Source organism: Thiothrix nivea DSM 5205 (assembly GCF_000260135.1).
Taxonomy (GTDB): Bacteria; Pseudomonadota; Gammaproteobacteria; order Thiotrichales; family Thiotrichaceae; genus Thiothrix; species Thiothrix nivea.
The window spans coordinates 1,448,510-1,465,124 of record NZ_JH651384.1 but is presented as its reverse complement, the minus strand read 5'-3'; the positions used below and the strand labels follow the sequence as shown (position 1 = coordinate 1,465,124).

The following is a 16,615-nucleotide window of genomic DNA, read 5'->3' as shown; positions in this document are numbered from 1 at the left end:
CATGTCCATGGTACACACCACATCACAGGTTTCGACAGATGAGTTGTTGCACAGCGTCGCCGGTCGTCCGGTGGCGGAGTTGGAACAGTTTGTAATGCGGGTGCTTGCGCTGCGCGCCAAATTGAAAGCACCCAGCATTCCTGAAGGGGGGAAGCCAGACTGTTGACCCGAATCAACGTAGGTTTGCCCTCTGCCCGGCAACAGCGTTTTGCCGAGCTTGACCAGAAGCGTCAGGGTGAATCGCTGACTGACGAGGAACACCAGGAACTGCTTGCTCTGATTGAGTTGATGGAACAACAAAATGTCGAACGGATACAGAACCTGAGTGAACTGGCGAAGTTACGTCAGGTTCCATTGACCACCCTGATGCAGGATTTGGGCATCAGGACGCCACCTGCGGCGGGGAGATATCCGCCATTGTGAAACACCAACGCATCCCGATGACCATCGAAGAATACGAATTGCTGGAGCACCCCTTCGGCTACAAGGTGGAATACTGGGATGGCCACACCGTCATCACGCCGCGCGACAATCCCATCACCACCCAACTGGCAGTGACTGAACGCGCTGTATCCCCTGCTTGCCGTATTGTCCCGCTGGATCCCGCCCGCCAACAGGAAATGATTGAGGCATTCTTCGCAGCTTTCCACGATACAGTTGAATTCTGCGACTGGTACGGGCATAAAATCCATGAACACGCCGAAAACAACATCAAGAATTACTTTGCCGGTAAGCGCGGCGAACCCCATCCTGCTTCCGTGATGGCGCTGGCGGAAGATGGTAACCTGCTTGGCTTGGCGCTGCTGCTAACGGACGAAGACGGTAACGTATGCCTGGATTTGCTGTATGTTTTACCCGCTTGGCAGCGCCGCAAGATTGCCAACAATATGGTGGCAACAGCAGTCAATAGCCTGCATCAGATTGGGGTCGAAACGCTGACCAGCACCTACCACATCTGCAACGAAGCCAGTCGCTGCTGGCATCATGCCTTCGGTTTTGAGGATGTTTACGACCAGATGTACATCCGGCTGAAATATTCCTGGTATCGCAACGAAATCTGGCGACGTGAAAAGCTGGGCTTGACCGACGGGCTGGATGCGTTGAAACAGGAGCGGGATCGCTGGTGTGCGCAACTGGATGAAAGGTGGCGGTATTGATTGTCTGAGTATTTCGATTGACGGCAATTATCTTGAAAACCATCAGGGAGACGATTGAAAATGGCTGAACGTAACGACATAACTGGTGAAGAGTTGGGTAAAAAACTACTACAAGCCGTGAAGGAAATGAAAGCAGGGCAGGCTGACCGTGTGACCTCCGTTGAACCAAATAAATTGGAGGCGGCGAGGTTGGCAACCGGCCTTCTAATGGAGCAGACAGATGGCGAAAAGCCTAATGCCATCGAAGCCTTCCGTGGCAGCAGCAAGATCAAAGGCTCTGTTGAGCGTTTATTGGCGGATAGATGTTCAGACGGCTAAGCTGCTACCAGCGATGGGGGAGGTTCTTTCTCCTAGGACTTACGCATTGACGAAGCAGCCCTGTCTGTGTCAGGAATAAGTTTTTCACACGACATAAAAGCCAATGATAAGAAGGCCCAAACGCCCACCGACAGCCAATTGTACCCTGCCAATGTACATGGGGTTTCTGATGAGTGAACCGAAATCAAGCACCTGCACCCGCCTGTCGGAAGTGATGGGCATCTCGCATGACAGTGTAAACCGCTTCCTGTTGCGGGAAGCCTATGAGCCAAAAGACCTGTTCAACGAAGCATCGCGGCTGCTGAACCTGGTGGGCGGGACATTGAATGTGGATGACAGTACGCTGGACAAACCCTACAGCCAGCATATGGAGCTGGTTGGACACTTCTGGTCAGGCAAGCACCACCGGGTGGTCAAGGGGCTGAACCTGATCACGTTGTATTACAGCGACCCGCAAGGGCGCAGCCTGCCGGTCAACTACCGGGTGTATGACAAGGCAGAGGGCAAGACCAAGAATGATTATTTCCTCGACATGCTGGAGGACGTGTTGGCATGGGGGCTGCAACCCGCCTTCATGACCGGGGATAGCTGGTATTCCTGTGTGGGCAACCTCAAAACGGTAAGAAACCACCGCATGGGGTTCCTGTTCGCTGTGGAAAGCAACCGCCGGGTATCCACCGAAAAGGGGTCATGGGTGCAGGTACAGAAACTGGACATCCCTGCTGACGGGCTGAGGGTCTGGTTACGCGAATTTGGCGGGGTAAAGCTGTTTCGGACGCAGTTAAAAGACCAACTGCGCCATTACGTGGTTTTCCTCCCGAATGCTGACGCCTATGACACCTTCCAGCAAGCGGATTTCCAGACCCTGCATGACCAGCATTGGCAGATTGAGCAATACCACCGCATGATCAAGCAGGTCTGCCATATCGAGAAGTTCCAGGTCAGGGGTAAAGTACCCATACGCAACCACCTGTTTGCTGCCCTGTGCAGCTATATCCACCTGCAACAGATGCGGTTCGCCGACATGATCAGCAACGCTTACCAATGGCAGGGCGGACTGTATAAAGAGGTCGTGGCTTCATTCGTCAAAAGCTTCATGCTCGGCAAGGAGCACCTAAACCCACAATATCAGGTGGCCGTCAATGCGTAAGTCCTATCTCCCATCATAGTGAATCCTGAAAATCCGATAAATCCCGGTTCAGACAACACTCAACGCCAATTTGCGCGCATTCGCAAAATCCGTCTTCCCGCTCCCCAGCTTCGGCACTTCATCCACACAGCGGATCAGCGCCGGAACCATCAGCGCATTCATCCCGCCCTCCACCAGCTTGCGGCGGACTTCCGCCTCATCCCGTTCGCCCGCGATCATCAGGATAACCTTTTCGCCCTTCTTCTCATCCGGCAGGTTGACGGCGACCAGTTCCAGTTCAGGTTCGCCGAGGATATTACGTACCTGCTGCTCGATGGCGCCGAGGCTGACCATTTCGCCGCCCAGTTTGGCGAAGCGGGAATAGCGGTCGACGATGGTGAGGAAACCGTCTTCATCCACATGCCCCTTGTCGCCGGTTTTGTACCAGCGCTGGCCGTCGAGTTCGGCGATGGCGTCAGCGGTTTTTTCCGGGTTGTGCAGGTAGCCTTTCATGACTTGCGGGCCGCCGATCAGGATCAGGCCGTCAGAGCCGGTAGGCAGGGTTTCCAGTGTGTTCGGGTCGACAATGCGGAAGCTGGTGCCGGGCAGCGGCAGGCCGACCGTGCCTTCGCGGTTGGCCGCCTGCACTTTCCAGTAGCGGGTGTCGAGCTGATCGGGCAGGTTGACACTGGCGACCGGCGAGGTTTCGGTCGCGCCGTAGCCTTCCAGCAGTTTTTTGCCGAATTTGTCGAGGAATAAACGACGCACGTCCGGCGAAAGCTTTTCCGCGCCCGCCACCACGTAGCGCAGGCTCTGGAACATCAGCGGATGCACCCGCGAGTTTTTGGCATACAGGCGTAGGAAGGTGCTGGTGCCGAACAGCAAGGTGGCCTCGTATTTGGCAATGCCCTTGCCGATATTGACCGCATCGGTCGGGTCAGGGTGACAGATGATGGGGATACCTTCGGAAAGCGGCATCAGCGTGCTGGCCAGCAAACCAAAGGCATGGAAGGTCGGCAGCGTGCCCATGATCACGTCGTTGTCGAGGGTGTTGAGTGCATCCGCCACCTGGCGCGCATTGATGGCCAGATTGCGATGGGAAAGCTCGATGCCCTTGGGCGCGCCTTCGCTGCCGCTGGAAAACAGGATGGCAGCGGTCGATTCCATGTCGATTTTCGGCAGGTACAGCCATTGCAACACGCGGGTCGGCAGCAGCATCACCATCAACAGTGTACCCAGTAGCTTGGCTTTGGGGATGCCTTCTTTCAAATCCTCCAGGAAAATGAGCGGCGTGTCGGGCAGAATGTCAGGAATATGGACATTGCGTTCCTTGAGTTTGTCAAGGAAACGTTTTGAGGTGTAAATTTTCTTCAGACCGGCCTGTTCCACCGAACTTTTGATGGCTTCGGAGCTAGCAGTGAAGTTGATATTGACGACGGTCTTGCCCAGCGAAAGCACCGCCATATTGGCAATCGCCCCACCCGCGCTGGTCGGCAGCAACATGCCGATATTCTGTTCCGGGCTGAGCTTGTTGATCTCGGCGGCGAAGCGGAACACGGCGGTGATGAAACGGTGATGGCTCATCGGTTCACCAATCACGTCAGATGCAGCAATGCGGAAGCTCTGCCGTTTGGCGGAACGCAGCCAGTTGAGCAGAATCGGGTCAATCATGTGGGAATAGGCATCCCACGATGTGAATGACAGGTCGAAGATTTTCTGCTTCAGCTCATACGCCTGAATGTTCCGGGGTAAGGGCTTGCCGAATGCCACCACGATGTCAGTCTTGAAGCCGGAGTGGCGGTTCTGGCGCAGGAAACCACTGGAACGTGAGAAGCGGCTGCCCCACAGCCCGTGCAGGTAGAACGGTACGATCACTGTATCAGTATCCTTCACGGCTTTTTCGTAACCACGCTTGAATTCGCCCAGTTGCCCGGTGCGGCTGATCGCGCCCTCCGGGAATAGGCATACGGCTTCCCCGGCTTTGAGCAGTTCAGTCACTTTTTCCAGAGAGTCAGCGCTGGCACTGCTGCTGATCGGCACGACGCCCAGCCACTTGAGTACGCCTTTCAGATACCAACGTTCGTAATAGCCTTTTTCGATCACGAAGTGCAACTGGCGGGGGCTGGCCATCTGCACCAGCGCCCAGTCAATGAAGCTGATGTGGTTGCCCAGTAGCAACACGCCGCCGCGCGCGGGCAGGTGTTCAAAGCCGATCACTTTCAGGCGGTAACGGGCGTGGAAAAAGCGGCTAACGACGAAGCGCAACAGCGATTGCGGCAAATGATAGAAGGTATACAAGGCACCGGCGATGGTCACACCGGTCAACATAGTCAGCAGGTGCGGCGCATCCAGCCCGACCCAGGCCAGCGCGGCGGCGACGCTGATGAATGCCAGCACCACCAGCATTTGCACCATGTCATTCAGCGGCAGCATTTTTGCCAGCTGCTGTTCGTCGGGAATGTGGTAATGCAGCAGCGCGTACATCGGCGCGACGAATAGCCCCCCCATGATGCCGATGCCGAGCAACAGGGTGGCTTGCAGCGGCACGGTCGGCACGAAGCCGAACAGCAGCAACCCCGCCACGATGCCGAATGCGCCGATGGGGGCGACACCGGTTTCCACATGCGTCTGCGACAAATGGTTGGCAATCAGGATGCCGATAACAATGCCAATGGCAACAAAGCCCAACAGCACACTGATGGCGGCAATGTGTTCCAACCCAAGGGAAGATTTGGCGAAGGCAGGATACAGGGCCAGCAGCACCAGCAGGATCGCCCAGAACACGCCTTGCCCCATAATGGTCAGCCACAGGTCGGAATGCTGGCGGGCGGTTTGCCAGTCCAGTGTTGTGTTACCCGAGCGCGAGTAGCGGACTATGGCGAAAATGGCAAACGGCGCGGCGGCCAGCAACACGGCCCAGGCATTCAGGAATAGCGGGTCTTGCCCCGCAAACAGGTGTGCCAAACCGCTGTGGATGGCGGGCGCGAACAGCAGCGCAGCAATAAAAACCATGAACCCGTAAATGCGCTTGAGTGGCGGCATGGGTTACTCCTCCCGGATCAAGTCGTTGTTATACGTGCAAGATACTAGTTGAAGGAATTGTTACGCAAGGAAAAGCCGCGAGGTCGCGCATGGCGATCCCTTGGGTGTAACAAGAGGCATGGTTACAGCCATTTACGCAGCTTGAAGGCCATCAGCATCGCAATCGCCAACACCGCCATGATGCCCCAGACGATGAAATAGCCGTAGCGCCAGCGCAGTTCCGGCATGTTGACGAAATTCATCCCATAGACGCCGACGATGAAAGTCAGCGGAATGAAAAGGGTCGCGATCACGGTCAGCACGCGCATGATGTCGTTCATGCGGTTGCTGAGGCTGGAAAGGTAGATGTCGAGCATTCCACTGAGCATTTCGCGGTAGGTTTCAATCAGGTCAATGACCTGTACGGCATGGTCGTAACAGTCGCTGAAATAGGGGCGCATGGTTTCGTCGACCAGTTCCGCGTCGTGCTGGATCAGGCGGCTGATGACTTCGCGTTGCGGCCACAGCGCCCGGCGTAAGAGTAACAGGTCGCGTTTGAGCAGGTGCAAGGTGGTGAGGATGGATTTGTCAGGGTTTTCCAGCACCTGGTCTTCGAGATCTTCGATCTGTTCGCCGAGAGTTTCCAGTAGCGGGAAGGCGGAGTCGATGATCACATCCACCAGTGCATACAGCAGGTAATCGACGCCACGGCTACGGATGCGTCCGAATCCCTGCCGCAGGCGTTGCCGCACCGGCTCGAAAGCCGCGCCATCGCCACTGCAAAAACTGAGCAGGTGGCCATCGCCGACGAACAGGCTGACTTGCTCCAACACGATTTCGTCGTCGATCAGGTGCGGCAGGTTGAGGATCAGGAAGGCATGTTTTGCGTGGAAATCGATCTTGGGGCGCTGGCCGCTGTTGAGTACGTCTTCCAGCGCCAACGGGTGCAGGCCGAAGGTTTCGCCCAGTTCGCGGATGGCGGCGGGGTCGTTGACGCCGGTGACATCCAGCCAGTCAGCGCGGTCGTTTTGCATGGCAGCGCGGCATTGTTCTGGCGTGGGGGCAAGGGTTTCCGTGCACTGTTCGCTGGAATATTCCAGCAGGCAGACACGGGTTGTGTCGCCTTCGCCGTGGCGGGCGAGGGTTCCGGGCGGCGTGCCGGGCGGGTGGTAGCGTTTGCCGAAGGTTTCCATGTCAGCCTCTGGGTGAATGCCCAAGTTGTTGGGGGAAGCTCAGTGCTTGAGTTTACAACCGGTTATCCGAAAGGGAATTAAATCACTGCGCCCATGGTCTATACCTTTAGAGATAGGAATTAGTGTATATAAATAGTCAAGTATTCCTGCAGGCGCGACGTAAAGCCTGCGCCTGCGGAGACCGTAGGAGGAGGTATGCTTGTCCACATCCGCCAAAGTGTTGCAGGTTTCGCTGACTGGTTATGGCAGCAGGGCATCGACTGGCTGAACGCCATCCCGCAGCAGGAAGATTTCAGCGCACTGTGTAATTTCGAGTTTCTGGAACGGGAAATCCGCCCTGGTGACGTGCTCCTGTTTGCGGGTCAGTCACGCGTCAGCAAGGTGATCCAGACTGTGGTGTTGTCGCCGTGGACGCACGCCGCGCTGTATATCGGGCGTCTCAATGACATTCGCGACCCACGTGCCCGTTCCCGGTTGGCTGCCTATTACGATGGCGATCTGAGTGAGCCGCTGGTGGTGGAATCCCTGTTGGGGCAGGGCACGATTGTGACCCCCTTACGCAAGTATCGCAAAGAGCATTTGCGCATCTGCCGCCCCGCCAGCCTGACCTGGCAGGATACCGACAAGGTAGTCAATTTCGCCATCGAGCATCTGGGCATGGGCTATGACGTGCGGCAGCTGATTGATCTGGCGCGGTTCCTGTTTCCCTATGCCATCCTGCCACGTCGCTGGCGTTCCAGCCTGTTCCAGCACAACGCGGGGCAACCGACCCATATTGTGTGTTCCAGCATGATTGCGCGCTGTTTCCAGCAGGTGCATTACCCGATCCTGCCGATTGTGCATACCCCACAACAAGATGAAGTGAGGTTTTACGAGCGTAATTTCCGCCTGTTTACGCCCAGTGATTTTGATTACTCACCGTATTTTTCCGTCATCAAATACCCGGCCTGGAGCGCAGGCAGCGAACCGGCTTACCGCACGCTGCCCTGGCATCAGGACAAGGAGGAGGAATTCCATGAATTGGCTAACCGAATACCGGCAGAAGTACATCAGCCACCCGGTCATGCGCTTGATGAAACAGCAACTGCCCCCCATATCCAGCACCGAACAGGACGCACTGGACAGTGGCAACGTCTGGTGGGACTCCGAACTCTTTTCCGGCAAACCGGACTGGCGTCGCTTGCGCGACCTGTCCATCAGCAAGCTGAACGCTGAGGAGCAGGCATTCCTCGACGGCCCGGTGGAAGCGTTATGCCGCCGTCTGGATGACTGGCAGATTACCCATGAATTGCGTGACCTGCCGCCTGATATTTGGGATTTCCTCAAGCAGCACCGCTTTTTCGGCATGATCATCCCCAAGCAATACGGTGGCCTGGGTTTTTCCGCGCTCGCGCACTCGCAGGTGGTGATGAAAGTCTCCAGCCGTAGCGCGACAGCTGCCGTCACGGTGATGGTGCCGAATTCGCTTGGCCCCGGCGAATTGCTGATGAAATACGGCACGCAGGCGCAAAAGGATTACTACCTGCCACGGTTGGCGGATGGGCGCGAGATTCCCTGTTTCGGCCTGACCGGGCCGGAGGCGGGTAGTGATGCCAGTTCCATCCCTGATCATGGCGTGGTTTGTCGGCAGGATTTCAATGGCGATAAAAATGTGCTGGGCATCCGCCTCAACTGGGAGAAACGCTATATCACGCTGGGGCCGGTGGCAACATTGCTGGGGCTGGCGTTCCAGCTTTACGATCCGGAGCATCTGCTGGGTGACAAAGAGGAAATGGGTATCACGGTGGCGCTGATTCCCACCGACCACAAGGGTGTGGAAATCGGCACGCGCCATTACCCACTGGATATTCCCTTCCAAAATGGCCCCAACCGGGGGCGCGATGTCTTCATCCCGATGGACTGGCTGATTGGCGGTCGTGAGCAGGCAGGCAATGGCTGGCGTATGTTGGTGGAGTGTCTCGGCGAGGGGCGCGGCATTTCCCTGCCTGCCCTTTCTACCGGCGCGGCCAAGGTGGCGTCACGTTATACCGGCGCGTATGCGCGGGTGCGCCAGCAGTTCGGGATGCCGATTGGCTATTTCGAGGGGGTGGAAGAGCCGTTGGCACGGATTCTTGGCAACACCTACCTAATGGATGCGGGGCGGATTCTGACTGCTACCGCCATTGATCAGGGGCAGCGGCCTGCGGTGATTACCGCTATGCTGAAATATCAGCTGACTGAACGGATGCGTCGGCTGGTCAATGATGCGATGGATATTTCCGGTGGCGCGGGCATCTGCATGGGGCCATCCAACTACCTGGCGCGGGCTTACCAGTCGATCCCAATCGGGATTACGGTGGAAGGGGCGAACATCCTAACCCGTTCCCTGATTGTGTTTGGGCAGGGTGCGATGCGTTGCCACCCGTGGTTGCTGAAGGAAATCCAGGCGGTGCAGGCGGATGATGTGGCGGCTTTCGACCACGCTTTTCTCGGGCATGTGAAGCATATTTTCGCCAACCTTGGGCGTAGTATCTGGTATGGGTTGAGCAATGCGGTGTTCGTGGTATCCGGTTCGCCGCTGACGCGCTGCCATTACCGTAACCTGAGCCGCTTGAGCAGCCAGTTTGCCTTGCTGGCGGATTATGCGGCGCTGTCGCTGGGCGGTAGCCTGAAACGGCGCGAACGTTTGTCCGGACGCATGGCCGACATCCTCGCCAACCTTTACCTGTGTTCCGCTGTACTCAAGCACTTCGAGGATCAGGGTGAACCGGAGGCTGATCTGCCGCTGATGGAATACGCCTGCGCCCTGACCATTCACCGTGCGCAACAGGCGATGCTGGCGGCGTTCCATAACCTGCCGTATCCGTGGCTGGCGAAAACGCTACGCACCCTGATGTTCCCGTATGGCAAACCGTTCGGCCCACCGAATGACCAACTGATCCATCAGGTGGCGCGGCTGGCGCTGGAGCCTTCCGCTACCCGTGACCGGCTGACGGCGGGCGTTTATATCACCAATGACCCGGCAGACCGGATGGGGCGGATTGAGGATGCCCTACACAAGACACTGGCGGCGGCAGACATCGAGAAACAGCTGCGCAAGCTGCTCAAGGAGGGCAAGCTGGAAGCGCATACGACGGATGAGGCTATTGCCGAAGCGCGGGATAAGGGCTTGCTGGACAAGTTTAGCGCGGAACGTTTGCTGGCTGCCCGCAAGGCTGTGCTGAATGCGATTAGGGTGGATGATTTTCCGGCGGAGTATTTTCACAAGGTGGGCAGCTATACTGCCGCCCAACAGGTGAAGGGGTGAGAATAACCCGCCTCCCTGCCCCCCCCCTTATCGCCTGATAGGGGGAGGGGCGGGGTTTCCTAACAGGCTTTAACTGCCGCAGCCGCAGCCCTGACCACCAGCAGATTCGCCGCCTTTCTGGATGGTGGATTTGCCGCCATGTGTGCCAGTGCTTTCAGCCGTGCTGTTGGCGTTGCCGGACTGGCCAGACTGGTTGCCTTCACTGCCTTTGCTGCTTTGGGAACCTTCGGCTCCGCTGGTACTGGTGCTGCCACCTTGCACTTTCTGCATCAGTTGCTGAATGAGCTGCATGATCTGCTGCAACATGTTTTGCAGGTCAGCGCCGCCGGACTGGCCGCCTTGGCCGGAACCGCTACTGCATTTGCTGGATTTTTCAGTACCGGAACCACTCATGGCCTTGTCAAAAGCCTGTACGCCGCTTTGGGAGGGCGAAGCCGTAGTGCTATTGGTGGAAGAACCAGAACCTGCCCCATAACTGGCTACATTGTTAACGTTCATCATTGCCGACTCCTTGTCGTTTGTGTTTAATACCTATACAGTAATGCAAGGCAATCATGCTTCTTGCGCTACTGCGGTTTCGACCTGTTCCATTTGTGAACCATGCCCCAGGTCGATGGATGCATGGGCGAATTCATGCCCCAGCAGCGACTGGAAGGCATCGTTGTTGCCAGGGTTGACGTTGTTGAGGTTCATAAACACCTTGCCGGTGGTATTGCCCCAGCTGGTGTTGTCATCACGCCTGCCGACCGAGACTGTGAAAGACGGGTCGGAGGAGCTGTCAATCATGTTACGGAAGCTTGGGCTGTTGTTGTAAAGGTTCTGGATGGTGTTGGCCGTAGCCTGGACTTCGGCGGCACTGGCATTGCCTGTGCCATCGCCGCCAACAGTGACCTGCTTGCCACCAAGGTTCAGGGTCTGGAGGTTATCCTGGGGCAGGGGAACCAGTTCATTGCTGCCAGCACTTCCACCGGGGCCGCTGCCTTCCACTGGGCGGATACCGCCATTTTCACCGTTGGGGGTACTGCCACCGTGTGATTTGCTGTCACCACTGCCACCGGTTTTGCTTGCCTCTTGCGGAGAACCGCCAGTTTGCCCGCCTTGCAGCATCTGCGTCAGCATCTGTGCGAGTTGGGTTAGTAGGTCTTTGAGTTCCTGCAACTGGCTGTCCATGTTGCCCTGGTTGCAGGATTGCCCGCCGGATGTCTGACTGCTGGCGGTATTTTCTGTTTGTGCGCTTTTTTCATTGCCCATCGCCTGATTGAAGGACTGGACACTGCTGGCGGAAGGCGACTCCTTCACCCCGGTATTCGCAGAATTTTGGCTATCCATTGCCCTTGTCTGGGAATTTATTCCATTAATATTCATGATTAACGACTCCTTGTCATTTTTAAAATTACCCCGTGGATGTAGGTTACAACAGATCGGGCCGGGGGAGGGGAATGGGACGGACGCTTGGTCGGGGGAATGGTTGCGCTGGTCTGGTGCCTTCTAACGGCCTGGTGTTTTGTGGGCGCAATGCATAAATGAATGCATGTTGCATTTTGGGATTAATAAGCTGTGACAATGCGGGCAATCCGTCATTTGGATGCTGGCATCAAGGTTCAACGGCCATCCGGGTGGCGCAACATGGCCTGTCAGTTTCTTTCTTACACGCCACCCCGGATCATCTCCAGCATTTCCTTCGCCGATAGCTTGCCGCTGACATCGCTGCCTTCCAGCAGGCTGTCGGCCAGGTCACGCTTCTGCTGGTGCAGCTTGACGATCTTTTCCTCGATCGTGCCTTCGGCCACCAGCCGGTAGACCGTGACCGGGCGTTGCTGGCCGATGCGGTGGGCGCGGTCAGATGCCTGATCTTCCACCGCCGGGTTCCACCACGGATCCATGTGGATCACGTAATCCGCCGCCGTCAGGTTGAGGCCAAAACCGCCCGCCTTAAGGCTGATCAGGAAGATGTCGCCTTCGCCGCGCTGGAAAGCGTCCACCCGCTGCTTGCGCTGTTCCATCGGGGTGGAACCGTCCAGATACTGGTAATGGATGCCCTGCCCATCCAGCCACGCCCGAATCAGCTCCAGATGCTTGACGAACTGGCTGAACACCAGTGCCTTGTGCTGATTTTCGCGCAATTCCGTCACCAGTTCACCGAACGCCTGCAATTTGCTGGATGGCAGCGGGCTGCCCGGCATCGCCAGTTGTGGGTGGCAGGCGGCCAAGCGTAGCCGGGTGATTTCAGCCAGCACTTCCAGATGCCGGTTTTCCGCCTCTTCGGTCTGTTGGGCGAAACGCTCCAGTGCCTGTTGGCGGATGGCTTCGTACAGCGCCAGTTCCGCGTCGCTGAGGCTGACCGTCAGGGTGATTTCGGTGCGCGGCGGTAATTCCTGTAATACCTGGTTCTTGGTGCGGCGCAACATGAAAGGCTGCACCAGTTTTTTCAGATGCTGACGTGCCTTGTCGTCGTTGTCGCGTTCAATCGGTGTCTGGAAACGTTCGCCAAACTGTTGCTGTGAGAACAGCAGACCGGGGTTGAGGAAACGGAACAGGCTCCACAATTCGCCCAGATGGTTTTCAATCGGTGTACCGGTAGTTACCAGCCGGAAATCGCCCTGCAACTGGTAAGCCGCCTGGGTGCGCTTGGCTCCGGTGTTTTTGATGGCCTGCGCTTCATCCAGCACGATGGTCGACCAGCGGATAGTCTGGAAAGCTTCCGCGTCTTGCTGTAACAGGCCGTAGCTGGCGATCAGCAGGTCGTGGGGTTGCAAGCCTTCCAGCAGTTGCTGGCGGTCTTTGCCGCGATAGAACAGCGGGCGCAGGGATGGGGCAAACCGCTGGCATTCGCTGTACCAGTTGTTGCACACCGACACAGGCGCAACGACCAGCGCCGCACCTTGATTGGCACGGGCAAGCAACACGCCCAGTGTTTGCACTGTCTTGCCCAGCCCCATGTCGTCCGCCAGACAGCCGCCCACGCCCCATTCCGCCAGCCGCGCCATCCAGCGGAAACCTTCTTCCTGATAGTCACGCAGTTCGGCCTGCAAATCAGCGGGAACGCCGGGCTGGCTTTGGCGGATTTTGTTCAGCCGTTTGACCTGCGCTTTCCAGTGTTTGTCGGCATCGAGTTCGCCCGCCTCATCAATGAAGTCTTCCAGTGCCATGCCGGCCAGAGCGCCGACTTTCAGCCCCTGTTTACCGGTGGTTTCCGCATATGCCCGCAGCAGTTCGAGCTTTTTCTGGAATTGCCGAGTCAGGGTCAGGAACTGACCATTCCCGAGTTGCACGAAACGCCCGGTCGCCGTCTGGCTGAGGTCGAGCAACTGGCGCAGGCTTAGCACCAGTTGGTCGTCCACCCGTAGCTTGCCGTCCAGGTCAAACCAGTCACCGGACTGCCTGACTTTGAGTGTCAGGTTGTTGGCACCGACTTGTGGGGTGACGCGCAGCTTTTCGCCTTCCGGCCACGCCAGCGCCACCCGTTCGCCCAGTTCGTGCAGTTGTTGCAGGGCTTCCAGGCATTGTTCCGGGTCGTCGGTGGCGTAGTCGTCGTTGACATCCTCCCAGCCCGATAGGGCGGGGCAATCCTGCAACAGCGCATCGGCCTGTTTGCGTTCCTGTTTGAGGTTGCGGCTGGTTTTCAGCAGTTTGCCGTCAACTTCTGCCATCACGTTGCCGCGCCCCGCGCCGGGTGGGAATGTCGGCCCGGCCTCACCCAATGGTTGCACCCGCATCAGGAAACGCAGACCACCTTCGCCCCACGGAAGCATGTGCACATGTGTGCGCGGGTCAGCCTCCACCGTAGCGGCGTTATCCATGCCCGCAATGTCGGACTGGATGGTGATCATCGGAGCCAGCACTTCCAGTGTCTGGCGCACGCTGGCTTCGGCTTCCGTTGGCACCAGCAGGCCATCCTTGCCCAGGATTTGCAGGAGTTGCAGCAGGTTCGGCGTCAGCCGGTACAGCTTCAGCTGGAGGGTGGTTTCCTCCACCACGAAATGGCTGTCGGGCTTCCAGTCATGGTGGGTGGGAATGTCGGGGGAGAGCTTGATGCGCAACTTGCCGCGTTCCTTGAGGATCAGCAGTTCCTCCCTGCCTTGCTGGATGTCCAGCGGGGAATTGAGCGCATCAGCCCAGAACACGCGGGGATGCCCGATCAGGTGTGGCCAGGCGTCCTGGATGTGCAATTCGTAGCTTTTGTCGTAATAGCCGTAGCTGTAAAGTTTGATGGACTGGCAGAGATGGCGGTCTTCAGCCGTCAGGAACGGGAATGCCTCCGGCTCGGTCGCCAGACGTTTGAGGGCGATATTGCGCCCGTCCGTCCAACCTTTTTTGGTGTTTTTCTGCAATTTGGGCACGATGCTGTACTCGACTGCGCCGGAGCCATATTTGTGGCGGCTCAGCAACCAGACCACCCGTTCTACCCCCGCCTTGGTGGCTGGCGTCTTGACGGCGGCGGCACTGCCCAGGCGTTGAAGGGCCAGCAGGGTGCGTTCCCATTCCTGTTGTGGGCGGTACAAATTGATCAGGGGTTGTGTGCCTGCCTTGCTGTGGGTGGCTTCAGCTAGCCCCTGGTACAGGGATCTGCGCTTGTCCTTGTCAGGCAGGGCTTGTGCCAGAACGGCAGCATATTCCCCGGCCAGCCACAGGTAGCCTATGCCATTCAGCTTCTGGTAGTAGCTTGCGGCTCCGTCCAGCCACTCGGCAGGAAGCGTCTGCCCTATCCAGTGGCGCACGATCAGGGCCAGCAGGAAAGTCAGGGGTGTCTGCTGGTAGAAAGTGACATCACCCTCCATAGGCGGAGCCTTGCCTGTCAGCCGTGCATCCGCGAAATAGGCCAGTGCCAGGTAACCCCGGTTGTTGGCAGCAAATTCCTTGAAATAGGAGGTAATTTCCTTAAATGCTGCGGCTGAGCCGTCAACCAGCAGGGCAAGGACGTACAGTGATTCCAGTGGTGTCCCATACAGCGCCTTGCGGCTGCCCTGGCGTTTGCGCACCAGTTTCAGCCCGGCTTGGTAAAAGGCCATGCATTCGTCCCGCTTGCCCTGCGACAAGGCGCGGATAGCGGTGAACAGGTGCCAATGTTCCATCCGTACCCCGCCATCACCTGGCGGTACGGCGGCCAGGTCGCTATCCCATTGGTAGCGTTGGAACAATTGCCAGTAAATCGTGCCGCCGAAGTTCGCCCATACGGTTGACATCCCAGACCCCGCCGTTCGCAACAAAGCACTGTACCGTTCCCACAAGTTGCTGGCATTTTCCATTTTCCAGTCGGCCTGCCGCAGATAAGCCGGGGCGACCATTTGCAGAAATACCGGTTCGGGCAGGTAGTCCAGCCAGGCTTCATCCAGCGGATGCCCCCACAAGGTAAACCAGGGGTGCGGCTGGAATTTGGGGCTATTGCTGCATTGCTGGTCGGCCTCTGATAACAGGCTGGAGAGTTTATGAGTTTCCCCCAGCAGCGCATTCAGGCGCAAATCGCGCAGGGCGGCTTCTACCGTTGGCCAACGCTTTTGATACCACCCCTTGGGTGCTTCCGGGGCTAGGGCGTCGAGCACGATTTTCGCCAGTCCGGCAAAGCGCCCTTCCTGAATGCTGCGGCGGGTCAGTTCATCACGGATGTCAGGGTTACAGGCAAAATAATTGTTCGTGCTAACGGTCAGCCAGCCATCCTCCGCCATTTCTGCCAGAACGGGGCGCAACACCTTGGGATCTGTCGCTACCGGGGACAGCTTCGACAAGGGCGTGGCGGCAATCGGCGCGTAGATAATGGACATGAATTCCAGCAACTGCTGGTTGGCTTCAGGTAACTGGAGGAATTTCTGTTCGTCAAACATGGGGCTGTATTTATAAATGTATTGGGTAGGGGGGCACGGCTGTAGAAATGTACCAGCTATTCGTGTTTTCCGCTATTAAGCGTTGGCTTCCCCTTCAGAACCTAACCCGACATGACCGGCCGTTTACAGGAGAGCGCCTGCCGCCACACCTGACGCATAATAGCTTGGTGGTTGGTTTGGTATATAGTTCATCTTGTTAATATGTACTTTTGTACATATCATTAACGTATGCAAATAGAATTCGATCCGGACAAAGCCGCCCTTAACCCAATCAACCACGAAGGCGTAACGCCTTATTTCCGCGTGGAAGGCCAACCAGCCACAACGGAGGCGCTATGAAAGCCAGTTCAGATGATATGTACGAAAAATTCAAAGATGATGATTTTGCCGATGCCAAACCTGTTGCGCAAATCCCTGCCTTGGCGCAATTGCAAGCCGAATCAGGCGGCAAGACCCGCATCACCATGCGTGTCGATAGCACGGTATTGGCCATGTTCAAGGCGCGCGCTGAAATGGCGGGTGGTAGCTACCAAAGCATGATGAACGACGCCCTGAAGCAATTCCTTCAGGGGCAGGCATTGGCTGATGTGGTAAGGAAAACCATACAGCAGGAATTGAAGGCTGCCTTGGAAAGTGACCAAAAACCTGCATCGCTGTAAGGCATGAATCTGCAAGTACGGTTATAATCGCCT

At 57.2% G+C, this 16,615-nt stretch carries 12 protein-coding genes and 1 pseudogene; 8 read left to right on the top strand and 5 right to left on the bottom strand.

Annotated features, from left to right (window positions below; translation table 11 throughout):
- Position 1 precedes the first annotated feature (1 nt).
- The 5 genes from THINI_RS26385 to THINI_RS07485 all read left to right on the top strand — a co-directional run bounded on the left by THINI_RS26385 (position 2) and on the right by THINI_RS07485 (position 2,625).
- On the top strand, positions 2–166 hold the full coding sequence (locus THINI_RS26385) for a hypothetical protein (RefSeq protein ID WP_245536590.1): 165 nt from the start codon (positions 2–4) through the stop codon (positions 164–166).
- A complete protein-coding gene (locus THINI_RS26380; protein WP_050988010.1) occupies positions 163–423 on the top strand; it encodes a hypothetical protein in 261 nt (86 codons plus the stop codon). The genes THINI_RS26385 and THINI_RS26380 overlap by 4 nt, the downstream gene beginning before the upstream one ends.
- Positions 420–1,157 carry a GNAT family N-acetyltransferase gene (locus tag THINI_RS07495; protein WP_002708027.1) on the top strand — a complete coding sequence of 246 codons (738 nt, stop codon included), beginning with the start codon at positions 420–422 and terminating at the stop codon, positions 1,155–1,157. Before THINI_RS26380 ends, THINI_RS07495 begins: the two co-directional genes overlap by 4 nt.
- Before the next feature lie 60 nt (positions 1,158–1,217).
- The gene (locus THINI_RS25955) at positions 1,218–1,475 is read left to right on the top strand and encodes a hypothetical protein (protein WP_002708026.1); all 258 of its coding nucleotides are present in this window, start codon (positions 1,218–1,220) and stop codon (positions 1,473–1,475) included.
- 106 nt (positions 1,476–1,581) lie between these two features.
- Positions 1,582–2,625 carry an IS701 family transposase gene (locus THINI_RS07485; RefSeq protein ID WP_081485957.1) on the top strand — a complete coding sequence of 348 codons (1,044 nt, stop codon included), beginning with the start codon at positions 1,582–1,584 and terminating at the stop codon, positions 2,623–2,625.
- Positions 2,626–2,673: 48 nt separating this feature from the next.
- On the opposite strand, the gene THINI_RS07480 is transcribed toward THINI_RS07485, so the two are convergent.
- Positions 2,674–5,646, bottom strand: coding sequence for an AMP-binding protein (locus tag THINI_RS07480; RefSeq protein ID WP_002708024.1), 2,973 nt, complete (start codon positions 5,644–5,646; stop codon positions 2,674–2,676).
- A gap of 122 nt (positions 5,647–5,768) precedes the next feature.
- Complete coding sequence (corA, locus tag THINI_RS07475; RefSeq protein ID WP_002708023.1) at positions 5,769–6,818, bottom strand: magnesium/cobalt transporter CorA; 1,050 nt, start codon at positions 6,816–6,818, stop codon at positions 5,769–5,771.
- A gap of 195 nt (positions 6,819–7,013) precedes the next feature.
- Here corA and THINI_RS26375 point away from each other — a divergent pair.
- Both THINI_RS26375 and THINI_RS07465 read left to right on the top strand, forming a co-directional pair.
- Positions 7,014–7,481: pseudogene (locus tag THINI_RS26375) on the top strand (YiiX/YebB-like N1pC/P60 family cysteine hydrolase); the annotation flags it as partial.
- 352 nt (positions 7,482–7,833) lie between these two features.
- Positions 7,834–10,104 carry an acyl-CoA dehydrogenase gene (locus THINI_RS07465; RefSeq protein ID WP_002708021.1) on the top strand — a complete coding sequence of 757 codons (2,271 nt, stop codon included), beginning with the start codon at positions 7,834–7,836 and terminating at the stop codon, positions 10,102–10,104.
- Positions 10,105–10,173: 69 nt separating this feature from the next.
- Here THINI_RS07465 and THINI_RS07460 read toward each other — a convergent pair whose 3' ends face one another.
- The 3 genes from THINI_RS07460 to THINI_RS07450 all read right to left on the bottom strand — a co-directional run bounded on the left by THINI_RS07460 (position 10,174) and on the right by THINI_RS07450 (position 15,923).
- Complete coding sequence (locus THINI_RS07460) at positions 10,174–10,605, bottom strand: hypothetical protein (protein WP_002708020.1); 432 nt, start codon at positions 10,603–10,605, stop codon at positions 10,174–10,176.
- 51 nt (positions 10,606–10,656) lie between these two features.
- Positions 10,657–11,469 (bottom strand): hypothetical protein, encoded by an 813-nt coding sequence (locus THINI_RS07455; RefSeq protein WP_002708019.1) that lies wholly within the window; start codon positions 11,467–11,469, stop codon positions 10,657–10,659.
- A 281-nt stretch (positions 11,470–11,750) separates the two neighbouring features.
- Complete coding sequence (locus tag THINI_RS07450; protein WP_002708018.1) at positions 11,751–15,923, bottom strand: DEAD/DEAH box helicase; 4,173 nt, start codon at positions 15,921–15,923, stop codon at positions 11,751–11,753.
- 335 nt (positions 15,924–16,258) lie between these two features.
- Here THINI_RS07450 and THINI_RS07445 point away from each other — a divergent pair, with 335 nt between their 5' ends.
- The gene (locus THINI_RS07445) at positions 16,259–16,582 is read left to right on the top strand and encodes a BrnA antitoxin family protein (protein WP_002708017.1); all 324 of its coding nucleotides are present in this window, start codon (positions 16,259–16,261) and stop codon (positions 16,580–16,582) included.
- Positions 16,583–16,615 lie beyond the last annotated feature (33 nt).